Source organism: Phenylobacterium sp. GW823-FHT02A09 (genome assembly GCF_058797775.1).
Window position 1 is genome coordinate 412762 of sequence record NZ_JBXAJZ010000003.1, and the last position, 15369, is coordinate 428130.

Here is a 15369-nt window from a genome sequence, read left to right on the forward strand (position 1 = left end):
GGTTCGCACCTTTGCAGCCCTTCTTGCGCGACTTACCGGCGGCCGCCGGACCTAGACGGCTGCCCCGGCGGCGGCACGCCAGCCTCATCGACAATCCTATCTGCCCGCCTCGTGAGAGAGAGCCGCACCATGCTGCGCGACCCATCCGTCAAATATCGTCCGTTCCCCCAAGTCGACCTGCCCGACCGCCAGTGGCCGTCGAGGACCATCACCAAGGCGCCGCGCTGGCTGTCGACCGACCTGCGTGACGGCAACCAGGCCCTGGCCGACCCGATGAACGCCGAGAAGAAGCAGCGCTTCTTCGACCTGCTGGTCGGGATCGGCGCCAAGGAGATCGAGGTCGGCTTCCCGTCGGCGGGCGCCACGGAGTTCGATTTCATCCGCGGTCTGATCGAGCAGGGCCGCGTGCCTGACGACGTGATGATCCAGGTGCTGACGCAGTCGCGGCGCGACCTGATCGAGACCAGTTTCGCGGCCCTGGAGGGCGCGCGGACGGCGACGGTCCATCTCTACAACGCCGTCTCGCCGGTCTGGCGCGAGGTGGTGTTCGGCCTGGACCGGGCCGGTGTGAAAGCGCTGGCGGTCGAGGGCGTCAGCATCATGCGTGAGCAGGCCGAGCGTCGGCCGGGCACCGACTGGCGCTACGAGTACAGCCCGGAGACGTTTTCGACGGCCGAGCTGGAGTTCAGCCTGGAGGTCTGCGAGGCGGTGCTGGACGTGCTGGAGCCGACGCCGGAGCGGCCGGTGATCCTGAACCTGCCGGCGACGGTCGAGGCGTCGAGCCCGAACATCTACGCCGACCAGATCGAGTGGATGTGCCGCCACATCTCGCGGCGTGACAGCGTGGTGATCTCGCTGCATCCGCACAACGACCGCGGCACCGGCGTGGCGGCGGCGGAGCTGGGCCTGATGGCCGGCGCCGACCGCATCGAGGGCTGCCTGTTCGGCAACGGCGAGCGCACCGGCAATGTCGACCTGGTGACCCTGGCGCTGAACCTCTACACGCAGGGCGTCGATCCGGGGCTGGACTTCTCGGACATGGAGACGGTGGTGAAGACCGTCGAGTACTGCAACCAGCTGCCGGTCCACCCGCGCCATCCCTATGCCGGCGAGCTGGTGTTCACGGCGTTTTCGGGCAGCCACCAGGACGCGATCAAGAAGGGCTTCGACGCCCAGGCCAAGCGCAACGACCAGCTGTGGGCGATGCCCTACCTGCCGATCGACCCGGCCGACCTGGGCGGCAGCTACGAGGCGGTGATCCGGGTCAACTCGCAGTCCGGCAAGGGCGGCGTCGCCTGGGTGCTGCAGCAGGACAAGGGCCTGAGGCTGCCCAAGCCGATGCAGGCGGACTTCAGCCGCGCGGTGCAGCAGCTGGCCGACGAGACCAGCCGCGAGCTGGCGACGACCGACATCTGGGAGGCGTTCGAGCGCGCCTATCATCTGACCCCCGGCCAGAAGTTCGAGCTGGTCAGCTTCGAGGAGTCCGGCGTCTCGCGGGTGGACCATCAGCGGGTGTTCGTCGGCCAGCTGCGGCTGGACGGGCGCGAGATGACGATCCGCGGGCGCGGCAACGGACTGATCTCGGGGCTGCTGGCGGCGCTGGCGCACGACTGCGGGCTGAAGCTCGACGTCGCCGACTTCCAGGAGCACGCGATCGGGGCGGGCAGCGACGCGATGGCGGCGGCTTACGTCCAGTGCCGCACGGCGGACGGACGCACGGTGTTCGGGGTGGGTATGGACGCCGACGTGGCGACGGCCTCGGTGCGGGCGGTGCTCAGCGCGGCTAACGGGGTGACTGGATAGTTGCTCCCCTTCTGGGGGAGCTGTCAGCCGAATGGCTGACTGAGGGGGACTTGTGACTCAGCAGGCCCCCTCGTCGCGCTTCGCGCGCCACCTCCCCCAGGGGGGAGGAATTGGCTGCTGTCGCCGCTCATCCGGGTGAAGGCCGGGGTCCAGCGCATCGACCGAGCCGGTGACCGACTCCAAGCGCGGTCGTGGGCCCCGGCCTTCGCCGAGATGAGCGTCAGCGGGTGAGGAAGAACTCCACCGGGGTGGAGACCTCGATCCGTTCGCCGCGCACGGTGTGCGGGGCGCCGGGGAAGGGGTTGGAGCGGCCCAGCATGGCCATGGCCTCGGCGTCGAGGGTGGCGTAGCCGGACGAGCGGGTGACGTCGCCGCCGAGCAGCCGGCCCTGGCGATCGACCGCGAAATGCACATGCACGACACCTTCCTCGCGGCGCATGCGCGCGCGCTTGGGATAGGTCTTGTGCGCTTCGAGCCAGGCGCGCAGGCGCGAGGCGTAGTCGTTGCTGGTCCCGTTCTTGGCGTCGATGTCGAGCCCGTCGCGGGTTCCCTGGCGCTGGGCGGCCGGCGCCGGGGCCGGCGGGCCGGCGGCGGCGACCTGGACGGGCGACGGCGAGGGAGCAGCGGCCGAAGCGGCCGCAGACGGCGCGGCGGGCGCCGCCGACGGCTGCGGCGTGGGGACAGCGGTGGAAGACGTCGGCGCAGGCTCCCGAGGAGGGGAGGAAGGAGCCTGCGCCGACGTGGGGACCGGGGCGTTATTCGCGCCGCCCCGGACCTGAACCAACTCCGCCATGATCACGGTCTCGTCCCACACCGGCGCGTCGTCGGCCGCCGAGCGCATGACCAGGGCGAGGACGCCCAGGTTCAGCGCCGCGGAGACCGCGAAGGCGACCGTGCGTGTGGGCGTGACCGCGAACATCAGAACGTCCGAGCCAGCGTCAGCTTGAAGGTGCGGCCTTCGGCGTCGAGCGACTGCAGATGGCGTCGGAACTGCTTGTCGAGGACGTTGTCGACCGCGGCGCGGACTTCCAGGCCCTCGAACGGACCCTGGTCCGGCGTCCAGGTCAGGAAGAGGCCGTGCACGCCGTAGCCGCCGGTGCGACGGCCGCCAGGGCCGATGTCGTCCTGGTCGGCCGCGAACTCGCCGCGCCAGCCGGCGCTGAGGTTCTGGTCGATGAACCGCCAGCCGACGGTCATGTCGAGCTCGTCGGCCGGGATGGTGTTGAGCGGCAGGCCGGTGATGCGGTTCTCGCCCTCGATCCGCGAGAGGCCGGCGCGCGCGAAGAGGTTGCGCGAGGCGTATTCGGCCTCGATCTCGACGCCCTCGAAGCGGGATTCACCAACGTTCACGAAGTAGGCCGAGTTGGCCGTGCCGCGGGTGATCAGGTTGGAGACGTCGTTGCGGAAGGCGGTGACCTTGGCGCGGACGGCGTCGCCCTGGGCCAGGACGTCGTCGAACGACAGGGTGAAGCCGCCCTCGAAGTTGTCCGACTCTTCCGGCTTCAGGTTGAGGCTGAAGTTCGAGGCCGTGGCGCTGGTGCGGCTGTAGATCTCGTCGAGCACCGGCATGCGCACGGTGCGGGCGACCGAGCCGAACACCGCGAAGTTGTCGGTGAACGAGTAGAGCACGGCCAGCTTGGGCGAGGCGGCGCTGTCCTCGACCTGGGTGCGGTTGGTGACGCCGGCACCGGGCTTCAGCTTGGTCCAGTCGACGCGGACGCCGGGGATGATGGTCAGCTTGTCGGTCCAGATCAGTTCGGCCTGGGCGTAGAGGCCGTACTTGTCCATGTCGCCTTCGGGGTGGGTGGCGGCGCCCGGCACGGTGTTGCCGGCGGCGTTGACCCGCGGATTGCGCCGCTCCTGCGTGTAGGCCTGGGCGCCGAGGAACAGGAAGCCGGTCCAGTCCTCGCCCCAGTCGAAGCGCGAGGTGTTCTGGATGCGGCCCTGCCAGGTCTCGTAGGAGAACTCGGAATAGACCACGCCGGGCAGGAAGGTGGTCTCGCGCTGCTCGACCTTGGAATTGGCGTAGGAGACCTGGCCCTCGAGGTCGAACAGCTTGGAGCCGCCGAAGTCGTTTTCGTAGCCGAAGGTGGCGGTGATGTCGTCGACCTTGCGGCGGACCGGGGTCGTGCCGAAGGCCTCGGCCTGGTCGTACATCTGGGTGCTGTCGGACAGCCAGTTCTGGTAGGTCGCCCAGATGCTGTGGTCCTTGTCGCCGCCGATGTAGTAGCGGCCCTTCAGCAGGTAGGAGCTGGAGGAGACGCCGGATGGGTCGACGGTGGTCCCGTCGCCGCTCTTGTAGTTGTCGGCTTCGCGGCGGGTGTACATCGCCAGCAGGTCGAGGTTCTGCGTCGGCTGGCCGGCGACGATCGCCGTCCCGAACACGCCTTCGTTGTTGCTTTCGAAGCCGGCGCGCAGGCGCACGGCGAAGCGGTCGTCGCCCGTCAGGAAGTCCGAGGCGTCCTTGGTGGTGAAGTTGACCACGCCGGCCAGCGCGCCCGCGCCGTAGAGGGTCGACGAGGCCGGGCCGCGCAGGACCTCGACGCGCTTGTACATGTCCGGCTCGCTGAACAGCGCGCCCATCCGGTACTGCTCGTAGAACTTCGTCACCCCGTCGATCTGGGTGAGGATGCGGCTGTCGGAGTCGGCGATGCCGGTGCCCATGCCGCGGATGTTGAAGCCTTGGCCGAGGGCCGAGACGCCGCCGACGACGCTGACGCCCGGAATGGCTTCCAGCAGGTCGCCCATGGTGGTGGCCTGGGCGGCGTCGATGTCGTCCTGGTCGAGGGCGGTGACGGCCTGCGGCGTGTCGATGGCGACCTTCTCGGCGCCGGCCGAGACGACGATGCGGCCGAGCGACAGCTGGGCCGCGGCGCCTTCGGGCGCGGCCTGCTGGGCGTTGGCCGCCCCGGCCATCAGCAGGACGGACGCACCCGCCAGAAGTCCAATCCGCCTACGCCCCATATCGCGCCCCATCGATCTTTCCAAAGGATATGCAAGTGCGAGTCAATCGCATATGACTCGTGCGACGCCCCCCGCGGGCGCTCAGTGAGGCCGCTAATGCCGCATCCGAAAGTCAATTGCAAGTGACTCGCAACTGCATTAGTCGGCGAAAGACGAATTGATGATGGGGGACCCAATGGGGCGTATCGGATTTGCGGCGCTGGCAGGCGCCGGACTGCTGGCGGCGGCGCCGGGCATGGCGCAGGCGCACATGCCCTACATGCTGCCGAACGTGTTCGACCTGACCAGCCGCGACCACGTCACGGTGCAGGCGAGCTTCACCGAGGACCCGTTCCAGGCCGAGGTGGTGATGAAGTCCGACGCCTGGCACGTGCGCGGGCCGGGCGGCGCGGTGACCCCGATTTCCGGCGTCACCTATCTGCGCGACCTGGCGGTGTTCGAGGCCCCGATCCCGGACCAGGGCACGTACCGCGTGTCGTCGGGCGAGCGCTTCGGCCGCAAGGGCAAGATGTACCGCGACGCCAAGGGCCAGTGGATCATCAGCGAGGGCAAGGACAAGCCGGCCGACGCGCCGCTGGTCGAGGTGCAGAGCATGACCCTGGCCGAGGTCTATGTGACCCGCGGCGGGCCGAGCAAGGACGCCCTGGCGCCGACCGGCAAGAGCCTGGAGCTGCGCCCAATCACCCATCCGAGCGAGATCTTCGCGGCCCAGCCGGCCCAGTTCGAGCTGCTGTTCGAGGGCAAGCCGGTCGGCGGCGCCCATGTCGAGGTGTTCCGCAGCGCCGGCGTCTATGACGGCAAGAAGCAGGTCGGCGGCCAGATCACCACCGACGCGGCCGGCAAGTTCGCGATCACGCCGCCCGACGCCGGGACCTACCTGGCGCTGATCCGTTACCGCACCGAAGCCCCGGCCGGCGCCGAGACGCCCTACCGCAGCTACTCCTACACCCTGACCTTCGAAGCGACCGAATAGGACCGACCGACATGACCAGCTTTCGTCTTCCCCTTGCCGTGACCGCCGCGCTGCTGGCGCTGGGCGCGGCCTCGGCGCACGCCGCCCCGCACGAGCACTCGGCCTTCGTCACCGACTACGACCTGGACAAGGACGGCAAGGTGACCGCCGCCGAGTTCAAGACCGCGCGCGACCAGCGCTTCGCGGCCATGGACGCCGACAAGGATGGCGTGCTGACCGAAGCTGAGTACGTCGGCGAGTACGAGGGCCGCCTGACCGCCCAGCTGGCCGCCTCGAGCGAGAGCGCCGAGCGCAAGGAAGAGCAGCGCGTGCGCCAGATGCGCCAGGCGCACGTCCGCTTCGGCGTCCTCGACTCCGACAAGGACGGCAAGATGACGCCGGCCGAATTCGAGGCCTCGGGCCTGCGCGCTTTCGCCGAACAGGACGGCGACGGCGACGGCGTGGTCACCGCGGCCGAGAAGAAGAAAGGCGATTAGGATCTGGCCATCCTAGAAGCCTGAGGGCTGGGGCGGCGCGTACGGGCGCGCCGCCTCAGCCCAATGCCTCCCACATCGCCATGGCCAGGCTGAAGGCGCGCATGTCGCCGGTCGTGGTGCCCGCCATCTTGTTCATGGCGTAGGCGAAGACCGTGCGCGCATCCATGTCGACGATCACCAGCGAGCCGCCGTAGCCGCCCCAGTAGATGGTGTTGGGGTTGGGCAGGGGCACCGCCCCGCCGGCCAGGCCAAAGCCCATGCCGAAGCGCGCCGGGATGCCGAGGATCAGGTCCGGCCCCTCGATCTGCAGCTCCAGCGCCTTGCGGCAGCCGGCCTCCGACAGGATCCGCTTGCCCTTGGCGACGCCGCCGTTGGCGAGGACGGACTGCACCTCGGCGACCGAACGGGCGTTCCCGGTGCCGCCGGCGGCGGGGATCTCCGCGCCGCGCCAGGCGCGCGTGCGGGTCTCCGACACCTCCAGCGGCGGGTTGTCGGACATGTTGGCCTGCAGTTCGCTCTGCGCGCCCGGGCCAAGGCCGGCCTCGGCCGGCGGCGGGGCGATCAAGTCGGCGACGCGGGCGTCTTCCGAGGCCGGCAGGCCGATATGGAAGTCGGCCCCCAGCGGCTGCGCGATCTCCTCGCGGAACACCGTGCCCAGGCTCTTGCCGGTGATGCGGCGCACGACCTCGCCGACCAGGTAGCCCTGGGTCAGGCCGTGATAACCCGGCGCCGTACCCGGCTCCCAGAACGGGGCCTGGGCGGCCAGCATCGAGGTCGCCTTGTCCCAGTCGTAGAGGTCTTCCTTGACCATCGGCTCCTTCCAGCCCGAGAGGCCGGCGGAGTGGCTCATCAGGTGGCTGACCTTGACCGCGTCCTTGCCGGCCGCGGCGAACTCCGGCCAGTAGCGGGCGACCGGGGCGTCGAAGTCGAGCTCGCCGCGATCGGCGAGCAGCAGGGCCGTCAGGGCGGTCATCGTCTTGGTGGTCGAGTAGACGTTGACGAGGGTGTCGCGCTCCCAGGGGCGGGTGCGGGCCTCGTCGGCGAAACCGCCCCAGAGATCGACCACGGTTTCCCCTTCCACCGTGGCGCAGAACGAAGCGCCGATGTCGGCGCCGCTGTCGAGATTGGCCTCGAACGCCGTGCGCACGCCGGCGTACTTGTCGTGGACGAGACCCTGAACTGCACCGTCGGCCATGGTCTGGCTCCTCCCATTTTGGGGGAGCCTAGCAGCCCTGGGCGGCTAGCCGAAGAGTTTGCCGAACAGGCCCTTGCGCGGCGGCGCTGGCGGCGGGGCGATGTCGCCGGCCAGGTCGGGCAAGCCGGCTTTGCGCGAGACCAGCACCTCGATGTACTCCGCGTGGATGCCGCGGCCGAGGTCGTCGATGGTCCAGATCGTGGTGCTCAGGCCGCTGACGGAGTCCCAGTACGCGGCGATGTCGTAGCCCCAGTCGATGGTCACCAGCGAGCCGTTCGGGTCCATCGGGTTGCCGTGATAGACCGGCTCGAGCAGGTGGTCGACGCCGCCGTCCGGGCGACGGGCGGCGCGGCGGACCGACGGCTTTTCCTTGTTCACGATCGGCACGGTGCAGACGTGCAGGCCGCCCGGCTTCAGGGTGCGGGCGATCTCGCGCAGGGCCAGATCCGGCGCGAAGACGTGCTCCATGACGTCCTGGGTGACGACAAGGTCGAAGCTGGCGTCGGCGAAGGTCTGGCGCTCGAGATCCTCGGACCGCCAGCCGCCGGCCGGATGGGTCGATCCCCAGGGGATCGACGGGTCGTACTGGCTGGCCCTGTAGCGCGGCGCCTGGTCGGCCAGGCGCCGGCTGGCGGCGGTGCCGGGCGAGCTTTCGTGGATCGTCAGCTCGCGCCAGTTGGGCCGCAGCTGGGCGAGCACCGAGAACAGCGCCCGCTCGCGCGGTTGGGCGTTGCAGGTCTGGCAGAGGAAGTGGTCCCGCAGCCAGGGATCCCTGGCCGCGAAGGTGGCGGGTAGTTCGCAGACTGGGCAGAAGCCGTCGACCTGGAAGAGGAAGTCGGCCATCTGCTCGGGTCCTCTAGATCAGCGCACCATGGCAGTGCTTGAACTTCTTACCCGAGCCGCAGGGACATACCTGGTTGCGACCTGTCTGCTCCCAGCCGTCGGGCAGGGCCGTGATCGGCAAAGCCTGGCGCTGTTCGGCCGAGAGGCCGTCAGGCAGGGCGCCCATCTGGGCCGCGTTCTCGCCAGTGAGCGGGTCCATGTGGACTTCTGTCAAGCCGGACAGCGGCGCGATGGGTTCGGGCTCGGCGAACTGGAACTCGACGGTCATCAGCCAGCGGGTGACGTTCTGGCGCAGATCGACGAGAAGCTTCTCGAACAGCGTGAACGCCTCGGTCTTGTACTCGTTCAGCGGATCGCGCTGGCCGTAGCCGCGCAGGCCGATGACGTTGCGCAGGTGATCGAGGTGCATCAGGTGCTCGCGCCACTGCAGATCGATCATCTGCAGCAGGAAGCTCTTTTCCAGATTGCGCATCTGGTCAGGGCTGATGGCGGTCTCACGTTCGGCGGCGCGGGCGTCCGCCGCCTGTTGGAGGCGCGCGAGGATTTCTTCGTTGGCGATGCCTTCCTCGGCCGCCCACGCGGCGAGCGGCAGGTCGAGACCGAGCAGTTCCTGGACGCGCTCGGTCAGGCCGGCGATGTCCCACTGCTCGGCGTAGGCCTTGGGCGGCAGGTGGCGCTCGACCAGGTCCTCGACGGTGTCCTGGCGCATCTCGGTGATGATTTCCGAGAGGTCGGCGGCGGTCATGAACTCGGCGCGCTGCTCGAACACGGCCTTGCGCTGGTCGTTCACGACGTCGTCGTACTTGAGCAGGTTCTTGCGGATCTCGTAGTTGCGCTGCTCGACGCGCTTCTGGGCCTTCTCGATGGCGGCGTTCAGCCACTTGTGGGTGATCGCTTCGCCTTCCTGGACGCCGAAGGTGCGCATGATCGCGTCCAGGCGCTCGCCGGCGAAGATACGCAGCAGGTCGTCCTCGCAGGAGAGGAAGAACTTCGAGTGGCCGGGGTCGCCCTGACGGCCGGTCCGGCCGCGCAGCTGGTTGTCGATCCGGCGGCTTTCGTGGCGCTCGGTGCCGAGCACGTAGAGGCCGCCGGCGGCCAGGGCCTGCTCCTTCAGCGCCTTGGTGTCGGCCTCGATGCGGGCGCGCTCCTCGGCGGCGGCCTCGGGCGTGACCTCGATGCCGAGACCGCGCTGTTCCTCGCGCCACTTCAGCACGCGGATGTCGATGTTGCCGCCCAGCTGGATGTCGGTGCCGCGGCCGGCCATGTTGGTGGCGATGGTCACCGCGCCGGGGATGCCGGCGTCGGCCACGATCATGGCTTCCTGCTCGTGGTAGCGGGCGTTCAGAACGTTGTGCGGCACGCCGTTCTGGGGCTTGCCGTTATGCTCGAACTTATGGGCCTTGAGCAGCTCGGACAGCTGTTCGGACTTCTCGATCGAGACGGTGCCGACCAGGATCGGCTGGCCGCGCACGTAGCAGGCCTCGATCTGCTTGATGATCGAGTCGTTCTTCTCGCGCTCGGTGCGATAGACCTCGTCGTCGTCGTCGATCCGCGCGACCGGACGGTTGGTCGGGATTTCCGAGACGTCCATCTTGTAGATGTCGCCGAACTCCTGGGCTTCGGTCGCGGCGGTGCCGGTCATGCCCGAGAGCTTGGTGTAGAGGCGGAAGTAGTTCTGGATGGTGACCGAGGCCAGGGTCTGGTTCTCGGGCTGGATGTTGGCGCCTTCTTTGGCCTCGATGGCCTGGTGCAGGCCCTCGGACAGGCGGCGGCCCTGCATCATGCGGCCGGTGAACTCGTCGATCAGGATCACCTCTCCGGCGCGGACGATGTAGTCCTTCTCGCGGGTGTAGAGGACGTTGGCGCGCAGCGCCTGATTCACGTGGTGGACGATCGAGACGTTGGCCGCGTCGTAGAGGCCGGCCGAGTCGGGATCGAGATGGCCGCCGGCGGTCAGCAGCTCTTCGACCCTCTCGGAGCCTTCCTCGGTCAGGATAACCTGGCGCTGCTTCTCGTCGTGGTCGAAGGTCGTGGGATCTTGGATCAGCTCCTTCATGACCAGATCGATGGTCTTGTAGAGCTCGCTGCGGTCCTCGGTCGGGCCCGAGATGATCAGCGGGGTGCGGGCTTCGTCGATCAGGATGGAGTCGACTTCGTCGACGATCACGAAGTTATGGCCGCGCTGGACCATTTCGGTGGGGTCGTAGACCAGGTTGTCGCGCAGGTAGTCGAAGCCGAACTCGTTGTTCGTGCCGTAGGTGATGTCGGCCTGGTAGGCGGCCTGGCGCTGGCCCTGGCTGAGGCCGTGGACGATGACGCCGGTCGAGAGGCCGAGAAAGGCGTAGACCTGGGCCATCCAGTCGCCGTGCAACTGAGCCAGGTAGTCGTTGACGGTGATGACGTGCACGCCCTTGCCGGCGAGCGCGTTCAGATAGGTCGGCGAGGTGGCGACCAGGGTCTTGCCCTCGCCGGTGCGCATCTCGGCGATGCCGCCGTTGTGCAGCACGATGCCGCCGACCAGCTGGACGTCGAAGTGGCGTTGGCCCAGCACCCGGCGCGAGGCTTCGCGCACGACGGCGAAGGCTTCTTCGAGGAGCTGGTCGAGGGTCTCGCCTTTGGCCAGGCGGTCCTTGAACTCTTGGGTCTTGCCGCGAAGCTCGGCGTCGGAGAGCGCCTGCATCTTCGGCTCTAGCGCGTTGATCTTGGCGATCCGCGAGTTGAGGCCTTTGACCTTGCGGTCGTTCGAGGAGCCGAAGAAGCGTTGGAAGATGCTCAAGGGAAATCGTTCCGGATTTGCGGGAGGGCCCGGCGGCGGCGCCTCTAAGCCTGCTCGCCTGCCCGGAAATTCCGCTCTTTTCAGGGCGCGCGAGACTTAAGCAGCGCCCATGCCAGTGTCAACGCGGCGAGGTTGATGTCTGCGTGAAGGGAGCCGCACGCCCACCTTCCGGTCATCCCGGCGAAAGCCGGAACCCAAGCTGGCCGTCAACCAAGCGAGAGCAGGTTATTCAGGTCCGGATAGAGATCGCGCCAGGTCGGATTGGCCGCCTCGATCAACTCGATTTTCCAGCGACGCTTCCATTCCTTGATCTGGCGTTCGCGACGAAATGCGCCTTCGCGACCTTCGAAGGCCTCGAACCAGGCGAGTTGAGTGACATCGTACTTGGCGGCGAAACCGCGCCGGACCTTCTCTTTGTGTTCGAAGATCCGCTTCGGAAGGTCGTCGGTGCTTCCGGTGTAGAGCGTCCCGTAGGGACCGCTCGCCAGGATGTAGGTGTAGAAGCCCCTCCCCCGCTCAGCTGAAGTTCAGCTTGGGTCCCGGCTTTCGCCGGGATGAGCGGGGGAGGGGGCAGTTCTCAAGTCAGGCCAGGCTTAGTAGATCTCGATGAGACCCGCCGCGCCCATGCCGCCGCCGATGCACATGGTGACGACGCCCCACTTGGCGCCGCGGCGCTTGCCTTCCTGCAGGATGTGGCCGGTCAGACGGGCGCCGGTCATGCCGTAGGGGTGGCCGATGGCGATGGAGCCGCCGTTGACGTTGTACTTTTCCGGGTCGATGCCGAGCTTGTCGCGCGAGTAGAGGCACTGCGAGGCGAAGGCTTCGTTCAGCTCCCACAGATCGATGTCTTCGATCTTCAGGCCATGACGTTCCAGCAGACGCGGCACGGCGAAGACCGGGCCGATGCCCATTTCGTCAGGGGCGCAGCCGGCGACGGCCCAGCCACGGAACGCACCGAGCGGCTCGAGACCGGCCTTGGAGGCGGCCTTGGCTTCCATCAGCACCACGGCGGCGGCGCCGTCCGACAGCTGCGAGGCGTTGCCGGCGGTGATGAACTTGCCTTCGCCGCGGACGGGCTGGAGCTTGGCCAGGCCTTCGATGGTGGTGTCCGGACGATTGCACTCGTCGCGATCGACCGTGTAGTCGACGATGCTTTCTTCCTTCGTCTCCTTGTTGACGACCTTCATCTTGGTCGCCATCGGGACGATTTCGTCCTTGAACTTGCCGGCCTGCTGGGCGGCGGCCATGCGGCGCTGCGATTCCAGGCTGTACTCGTCCTGAGCTTCACGGCTGACCTTGTAGCGTTCGGCGACGATGTCGGCGGTGTCGATCATCGGCATGAACAGAGCCGGGTACTGGGCGCTCAGGTTGCGGTCGAAGTTGTCGCCGCCGCCGCCGCCGCCCGGGAAGGACAGGGACTCGACGCCCGCGCCGATGGCGACGTCAGCGCCGTCGTTACGGATGTAGTTGGCGGCCGTGGCGATGGTCTGCAGGCCCGACGAGCAGAAGCGGTTGACGGTCACGCCCGACGTGGTGATCGGCAGGCCGGCCAGCAGGCCCGCTTGACGGCCCAGGTTGCCGGCGCCGTGCGCGACGTTGCCGAGGATCACGTCTTCGACGGCGGCCTTGTCGACGCCCGAGCGCTCGACCGCATGCTTGATCGCATGAGCGGCCATGGTGACGGTCGGGGTCATGTTGAACCCGCCGCGTTGGGACTTGGCCAGGCCCGTCCGAGCGTAGGAGACGATTACGGCTTCACGCGTCATGAAATGATTCCTCCGAAAAAAATGAGGCCGCGACGGCTGTTATCCGGTCCGGGCGGCTTTAGATCGGGCGCGACCTTTGCATCCCCGCGCCGAGTTGGCTAGGGACGGGCAAGCGCCTGCGGGCGGTTTTCGCACACGAGGTACGTCGACAATGACGAACTCCGCCTTCCGTCGCGTCCCGAACGCGCTGGCGCTGGCCGCGGTCATGCTGGTCGCGGCGACGCTGCTCGTCGCCTGCGGCGATCGCGGCGGAACCGAGGGCGCGCCCGCGCCCGGCGACACCGCCGTGGCCAAGGTCGACGGCAAGACGGTTTGGGCCTCGGACGTGAAGCGCGAGGCGGTGGCCCAGGGCCTGATCGGCGAAGGCGAGCCGCTGGACGTCTCCTCGGACCTGTTCCGCCGGGTGTTGGACGAGGTGGTCGATCAGAAGCTGCTGGCCGCCGAGGCGCTGAGCCGCAAGCTGGACAAGGATCCCGTGGCGCAGAAGCGGCTGGCCGCGGCCCGCGAGCGCATCCTCGGCGACATGCTGGTCGAGAGCGTGGTCGCCGACGCCGTCAACGACAACGCCATCCGCGGGCTCTACCAGGAGCAGCTGAAACTGGCCAAGCAGTCGGAGGAGATCCGCGCCCGCCAGATCGTCGTCGCCACCGAGGCCGAGGCCGAGGCGGTGCGCAAGCTGCTGGCGACCGGGGCGTCGTTCGACGCCCTGGCGATGGAGCGCTCGACCGACGCGGCGACCCGGTTCAACGGCGGCGACCTCGGCTACTTCACCGTGGACGTCATGCCCGAGGCCTATGCGGCCAACCTCAAGACGTCGAAGGTCGGCGACATCGTCGGCCCGTTCGGTATCGAGGGCGGCTGGGCGATCCTGAAGATCGAGGACCGGCGGCTGGAGCAGCCGATCACCTTCGAGGCGGCCAGACCGCAGATCGTGCGTTTCCTGACCTATGACCAAGTCCGCGACCTGCTGGAGAAGCTCCGAAGCCGGGCGAAGGTCCAGACGCTGATCGGCGCGCCGCAAGACGTGCCGGGTCAGCCGAAGGAACCCGCCGACGCCCCGAAGACCGCTCCGCAAACTCCCGCGACGAAGGCCGCCCCGGCCGCGTCCGCCGCCTCAGCCAAGGCCGCCCAGCCATGACCAAAACGCCCGCCGCCCCGAAGAAGGCCGCCAAGTCCACCGCCGGCAAGGCGCTGGAAGCCGCCGCCAAGCCCGTCGAGGCGCTGGCCGGCGCGATCGTCGATCCGCTCGCCACCGCCATCAAGCGTGCCGCCAAGATGACCGAGCCGGTCCCGAAGGCCGAACCCGCCAAGCCCGCCAAGGGCGCGCTGCCGGTGTCGCCGCTGGCCGTACCGTTCCCGCAGATCCCGCCGATCGCTGGCGTGCAGCTGGCGACCGGCCGGGCCGGCTTTTACAAGCACGAGCGCGAGGACCTGCTGGTCATGCGCTTCGCCAAGGGCACGGCCGGCGCCGGCGTGTTCACCCGCCACGGCATCGGCTCGGCGCCGGTCGATTGGTGCAAGAAGCATCTGGAAATGACCAAGGGCGCCGACGTGCGCGCCTTGGTGGTCAACGCCGGCTGCGCCAACTCCTTCACCGGCAAGCCGGGCGCCGATGCGGTGCGGCGGGTGGCCTCGGCCGTCGCCAAGCGCTTCGACTGCCGCCAGCGCGACGTGATGGTCGCCTCGACCGGGGTGATCGGCGTGCTGCTGGACGATACCAAGATCGCCCACCGGCTGCCGGACGTGGAAGCCAAGCTGATCGACGACGGCTGGGCCGGCGCGGCGCGGGCGATCATGACCACCGACACGTTCCCGAAAGGCGCCTACGCCGAGGCGACGATCGACGGCGAGAAGGTTCGCATCGCCGGCATCGCCAAGGGCTCGGGCATGATCGCGCCGGATATGGCGACGATGCTGGCCTTCGTGGCCACCGACGCCAAGATCTCGTCGACCGCCCTGCAGACCCTGGCCAGCCTCTACACCCGCAACAGCTTCAACGCGGTGACGGTGGACGGCGACCGGTCGACCAACGACACCCTGCTGCTGTTCGCGACCGGCCAGTCCAGCGCGCCGAACATCACCCGCGCCGGCGACCGCCGGCTGGCCGATTTCCGCGAGAAGCTGGAGGCCGTGCTGATGGACCTGGCGCTGCAGCTGGTCCGCGACGGCGAGGGCGCCAGCAAGTTCGTGAAGGTGACGGTGAGCGGCGCCGAAAGCTCGGCCAGCGCCCGCAAGATCGCCCGCACCATCTGCGAGAGCCCGCTGGTCAAGACCGCCTTCGCCGGCGAGGACGCCAACTGGGGCCGGATCGTCATGGCCGTCGGACGCGCCGACGAGCCGATCGACCGCGACCGGGTGAAGGTGCAGTTCGGGCCGCTGGTCGCCGCGCAGGACGGTCTCATCTCTCCGACCTACGACGAGGCCAAGATGAGCGCCTACATGAAGAACCAGGAACTGGAGGTGTCGGTGGACGTCGGCGTCGGCCGCGCCTCGGCGACCATGTGGACCTGCGACCTGACCAAGCAGTACGTCGCGATCAACGGCGACTATCGGTCGTAGGGGCTGTCTAGTTC

At 68.5% G+C, this 15369-nt stretch carries 12 protein-coding genes; 5 read left to right on the top strand and 7 right to left on the bottom strand.

Annotation, left to right across the window (positions count from 1 at the left end; all coding sequences use genetic code 11):
- The first annotated feature begins 129 nt into the window (after positions 1 to 129).
- A complete protein-coding gene (leuA, locus tag AC1Q87_RS14645; protein ID WP_492609660.1) occupies positions 130 to 1803 on the top strand; it encodes a 2-isopropylmalate synthase in 1674 nt (557 codons plus the stop codon).
- A 220-nt stretch (positions 1804 to 2023) separates the two neighbouring features.
- Here the strand turns inward: leuA and AC1Q87_RS14650 are convergent, their stop codons facing one another.
- Positions 2024 to 2722: an energy transducer TonB gene (locus AC1Q87_RS14650; RefSeq protein ID WP_492609661.1), complete on the bottom strand. Its 699-nt coding sequence runs from the start codon at positions 2720 to 2722 to the stop codon at positions 2024 to 2026.
- Positions 2722 to 4767, bottom strand: a complete 2046-nt coding sequence (locus AC1Q87_RS14655) for a TonB-dependent receptor domain-containing protein (RefSeq protein WP_492609662.1) — start codon at positions 4765 to 4767, stop codon at positions 2722 to 2724. Before AC1Q87_RS14655 ends, AC1Q87_RS14650 begins: the two co-directional genes overlap by 1 nt.
- A 175-nt stretch (positions 4768 to 4942) precedes the next feature.
- Here AC1Q87_RS14655 and AC1Q87_RS14660 point away from each other — a divergent pair, with 175 nt between their 5' ends.
- Together AC1Q87_RS14660 and AC1Q87_RS14665 are read left to right on the top strand one after the other, a co-directional pair.
- Positions 4943 to 5740 (top strand): DUF4198 domain-containing protein, encoded by a 798-nt coding sequence (locus tag AC1Q87_RS14660; RefSeq protein WP_492609663.1) that lies wholly within the window; start codon positions 4943 to 4945, stop codon positions 5738 to 5740.
- Positions 5741 to 5751: 11 nt separating this feature from the next.
- Positions 5752 to 6216 carry an EF-hand domain-containing protein gene (locus AC1Q87_RS14665; protein ID WP_492609664.1) on the top strand — a complete coding sequence of 155 codons (465 nt, stop codon included), beginning with the start codon at positions 5752 to 5754 and terminating at the stop codon, positions 6214 to 6216.
- Positions 6217 to 6271: 55 nt separating this feature from the next.
- On the opposite strand, the gene AC1Q87_RS14670 is transcribed toward AC1Q87_RS14665, so the two are convergent.
- From AC1Q87_RS14670 to AC1Q87_RS14690, 5 genes are all read right to left on the bottom strand, one after another.
- Positions 6272 to 7411, bottom strand: a complete 1140-nt coding sequence (locus AC1Q87_RS14670) for a serine hydrolase domain-containing protein (RefSeq protein ID WP_492609665.1) — start codon at positions 7409 to 7411, stop codon at positions 6272 to 6274.
- Positions 7412 to 7456: 45 nt separating this feature from the next.
- Entirely contained in the window at positions 7457 to 8254 is a 798-nt protein-coding gene (locus AC1Q87_RS14675) for a class I SAM-dependent methyltransferase (RefSeq protein ID WP_492609666.1), read from the bottom strand.
- A gap of 13 nt (positions 8255 to 8267) precedes the next feature.
- Positions 8268 to 11030 (bottom strand): preprotein translocase subunit SecA, encoded by a 2763-nt coding sequence (secA, locus tag AC1Q87_RS14680; protein ID WP_492609667.1) that lies wholly within the window; start codon positions 11028 to 11030, stop codon positions 8268 to 8270.
- Between the two features lie 206 nt (positions 11031 to 11236).
- The gene (locus tag AC1Q87_RS14685) at positions 11237 to 11521 is read right to left on the bottom strand and encodes a GIY-YIG nuclease family protein (protein ID WP_492610019.1); all 285 of its coding nucleotides are present in this window, start codon (positions 11519 to 11521) and stop codon (positions 11237 to 11239) included.
- Positions 11522 to 11623: 102 nt separating this feature from the next.
- The gene (locus tag AC1Q87_RS14690; RefSeq protein ID WP_492609668.1) at positions 11624 to 12796 is read right to left on the bottom strand and encodes an acetyl-CoA C-acyltransferase; all 1173 of its coding nucleotides are present in this window, start codon (positions 12794 to 12796) and stop codon (positions 11624 to 11626) included.
- Between the two features lie 151 nt (positions 12797 to 12947).
- Here AC1Q87_RS14690 and AC1Q87_RS14695 point away from each other — a divergent pair, with 151 nt between their 5' ends.
- Both AC1Q87_RS14695 and argJ read left to right on the top strand, forming a co-directional pair.
- Positions 12948 to 13934: a peptidylprolyl isomerase gene (locus tag AC1Q87_RS14695; protein WP_492609669.1), complete on the top strand. Its 987-nt coding sequence runs from the start codon at positions 12948 to 12950 to the stop codon at positions 13932 to 13934.
- Positions 13931 to 15355, top strand: coding sequence for a bifunctional glutamate N-acetyltransferase/amino-acid acetyltransferase ArgJ (gene argJ / locus AC1Q87_RS14700; protein ID WP_492609670.1), 1425 nt, complete (start codon positions 13931 to 13933; stop codon positions 15353 to 15355). The genes AC1Q87_RS14695 and argJ overlap by 4 nt, the downstream gene beginning before the upstream one ends.
- Positions 15356 to 15369 lie beyond the last annotated feature (14 nt).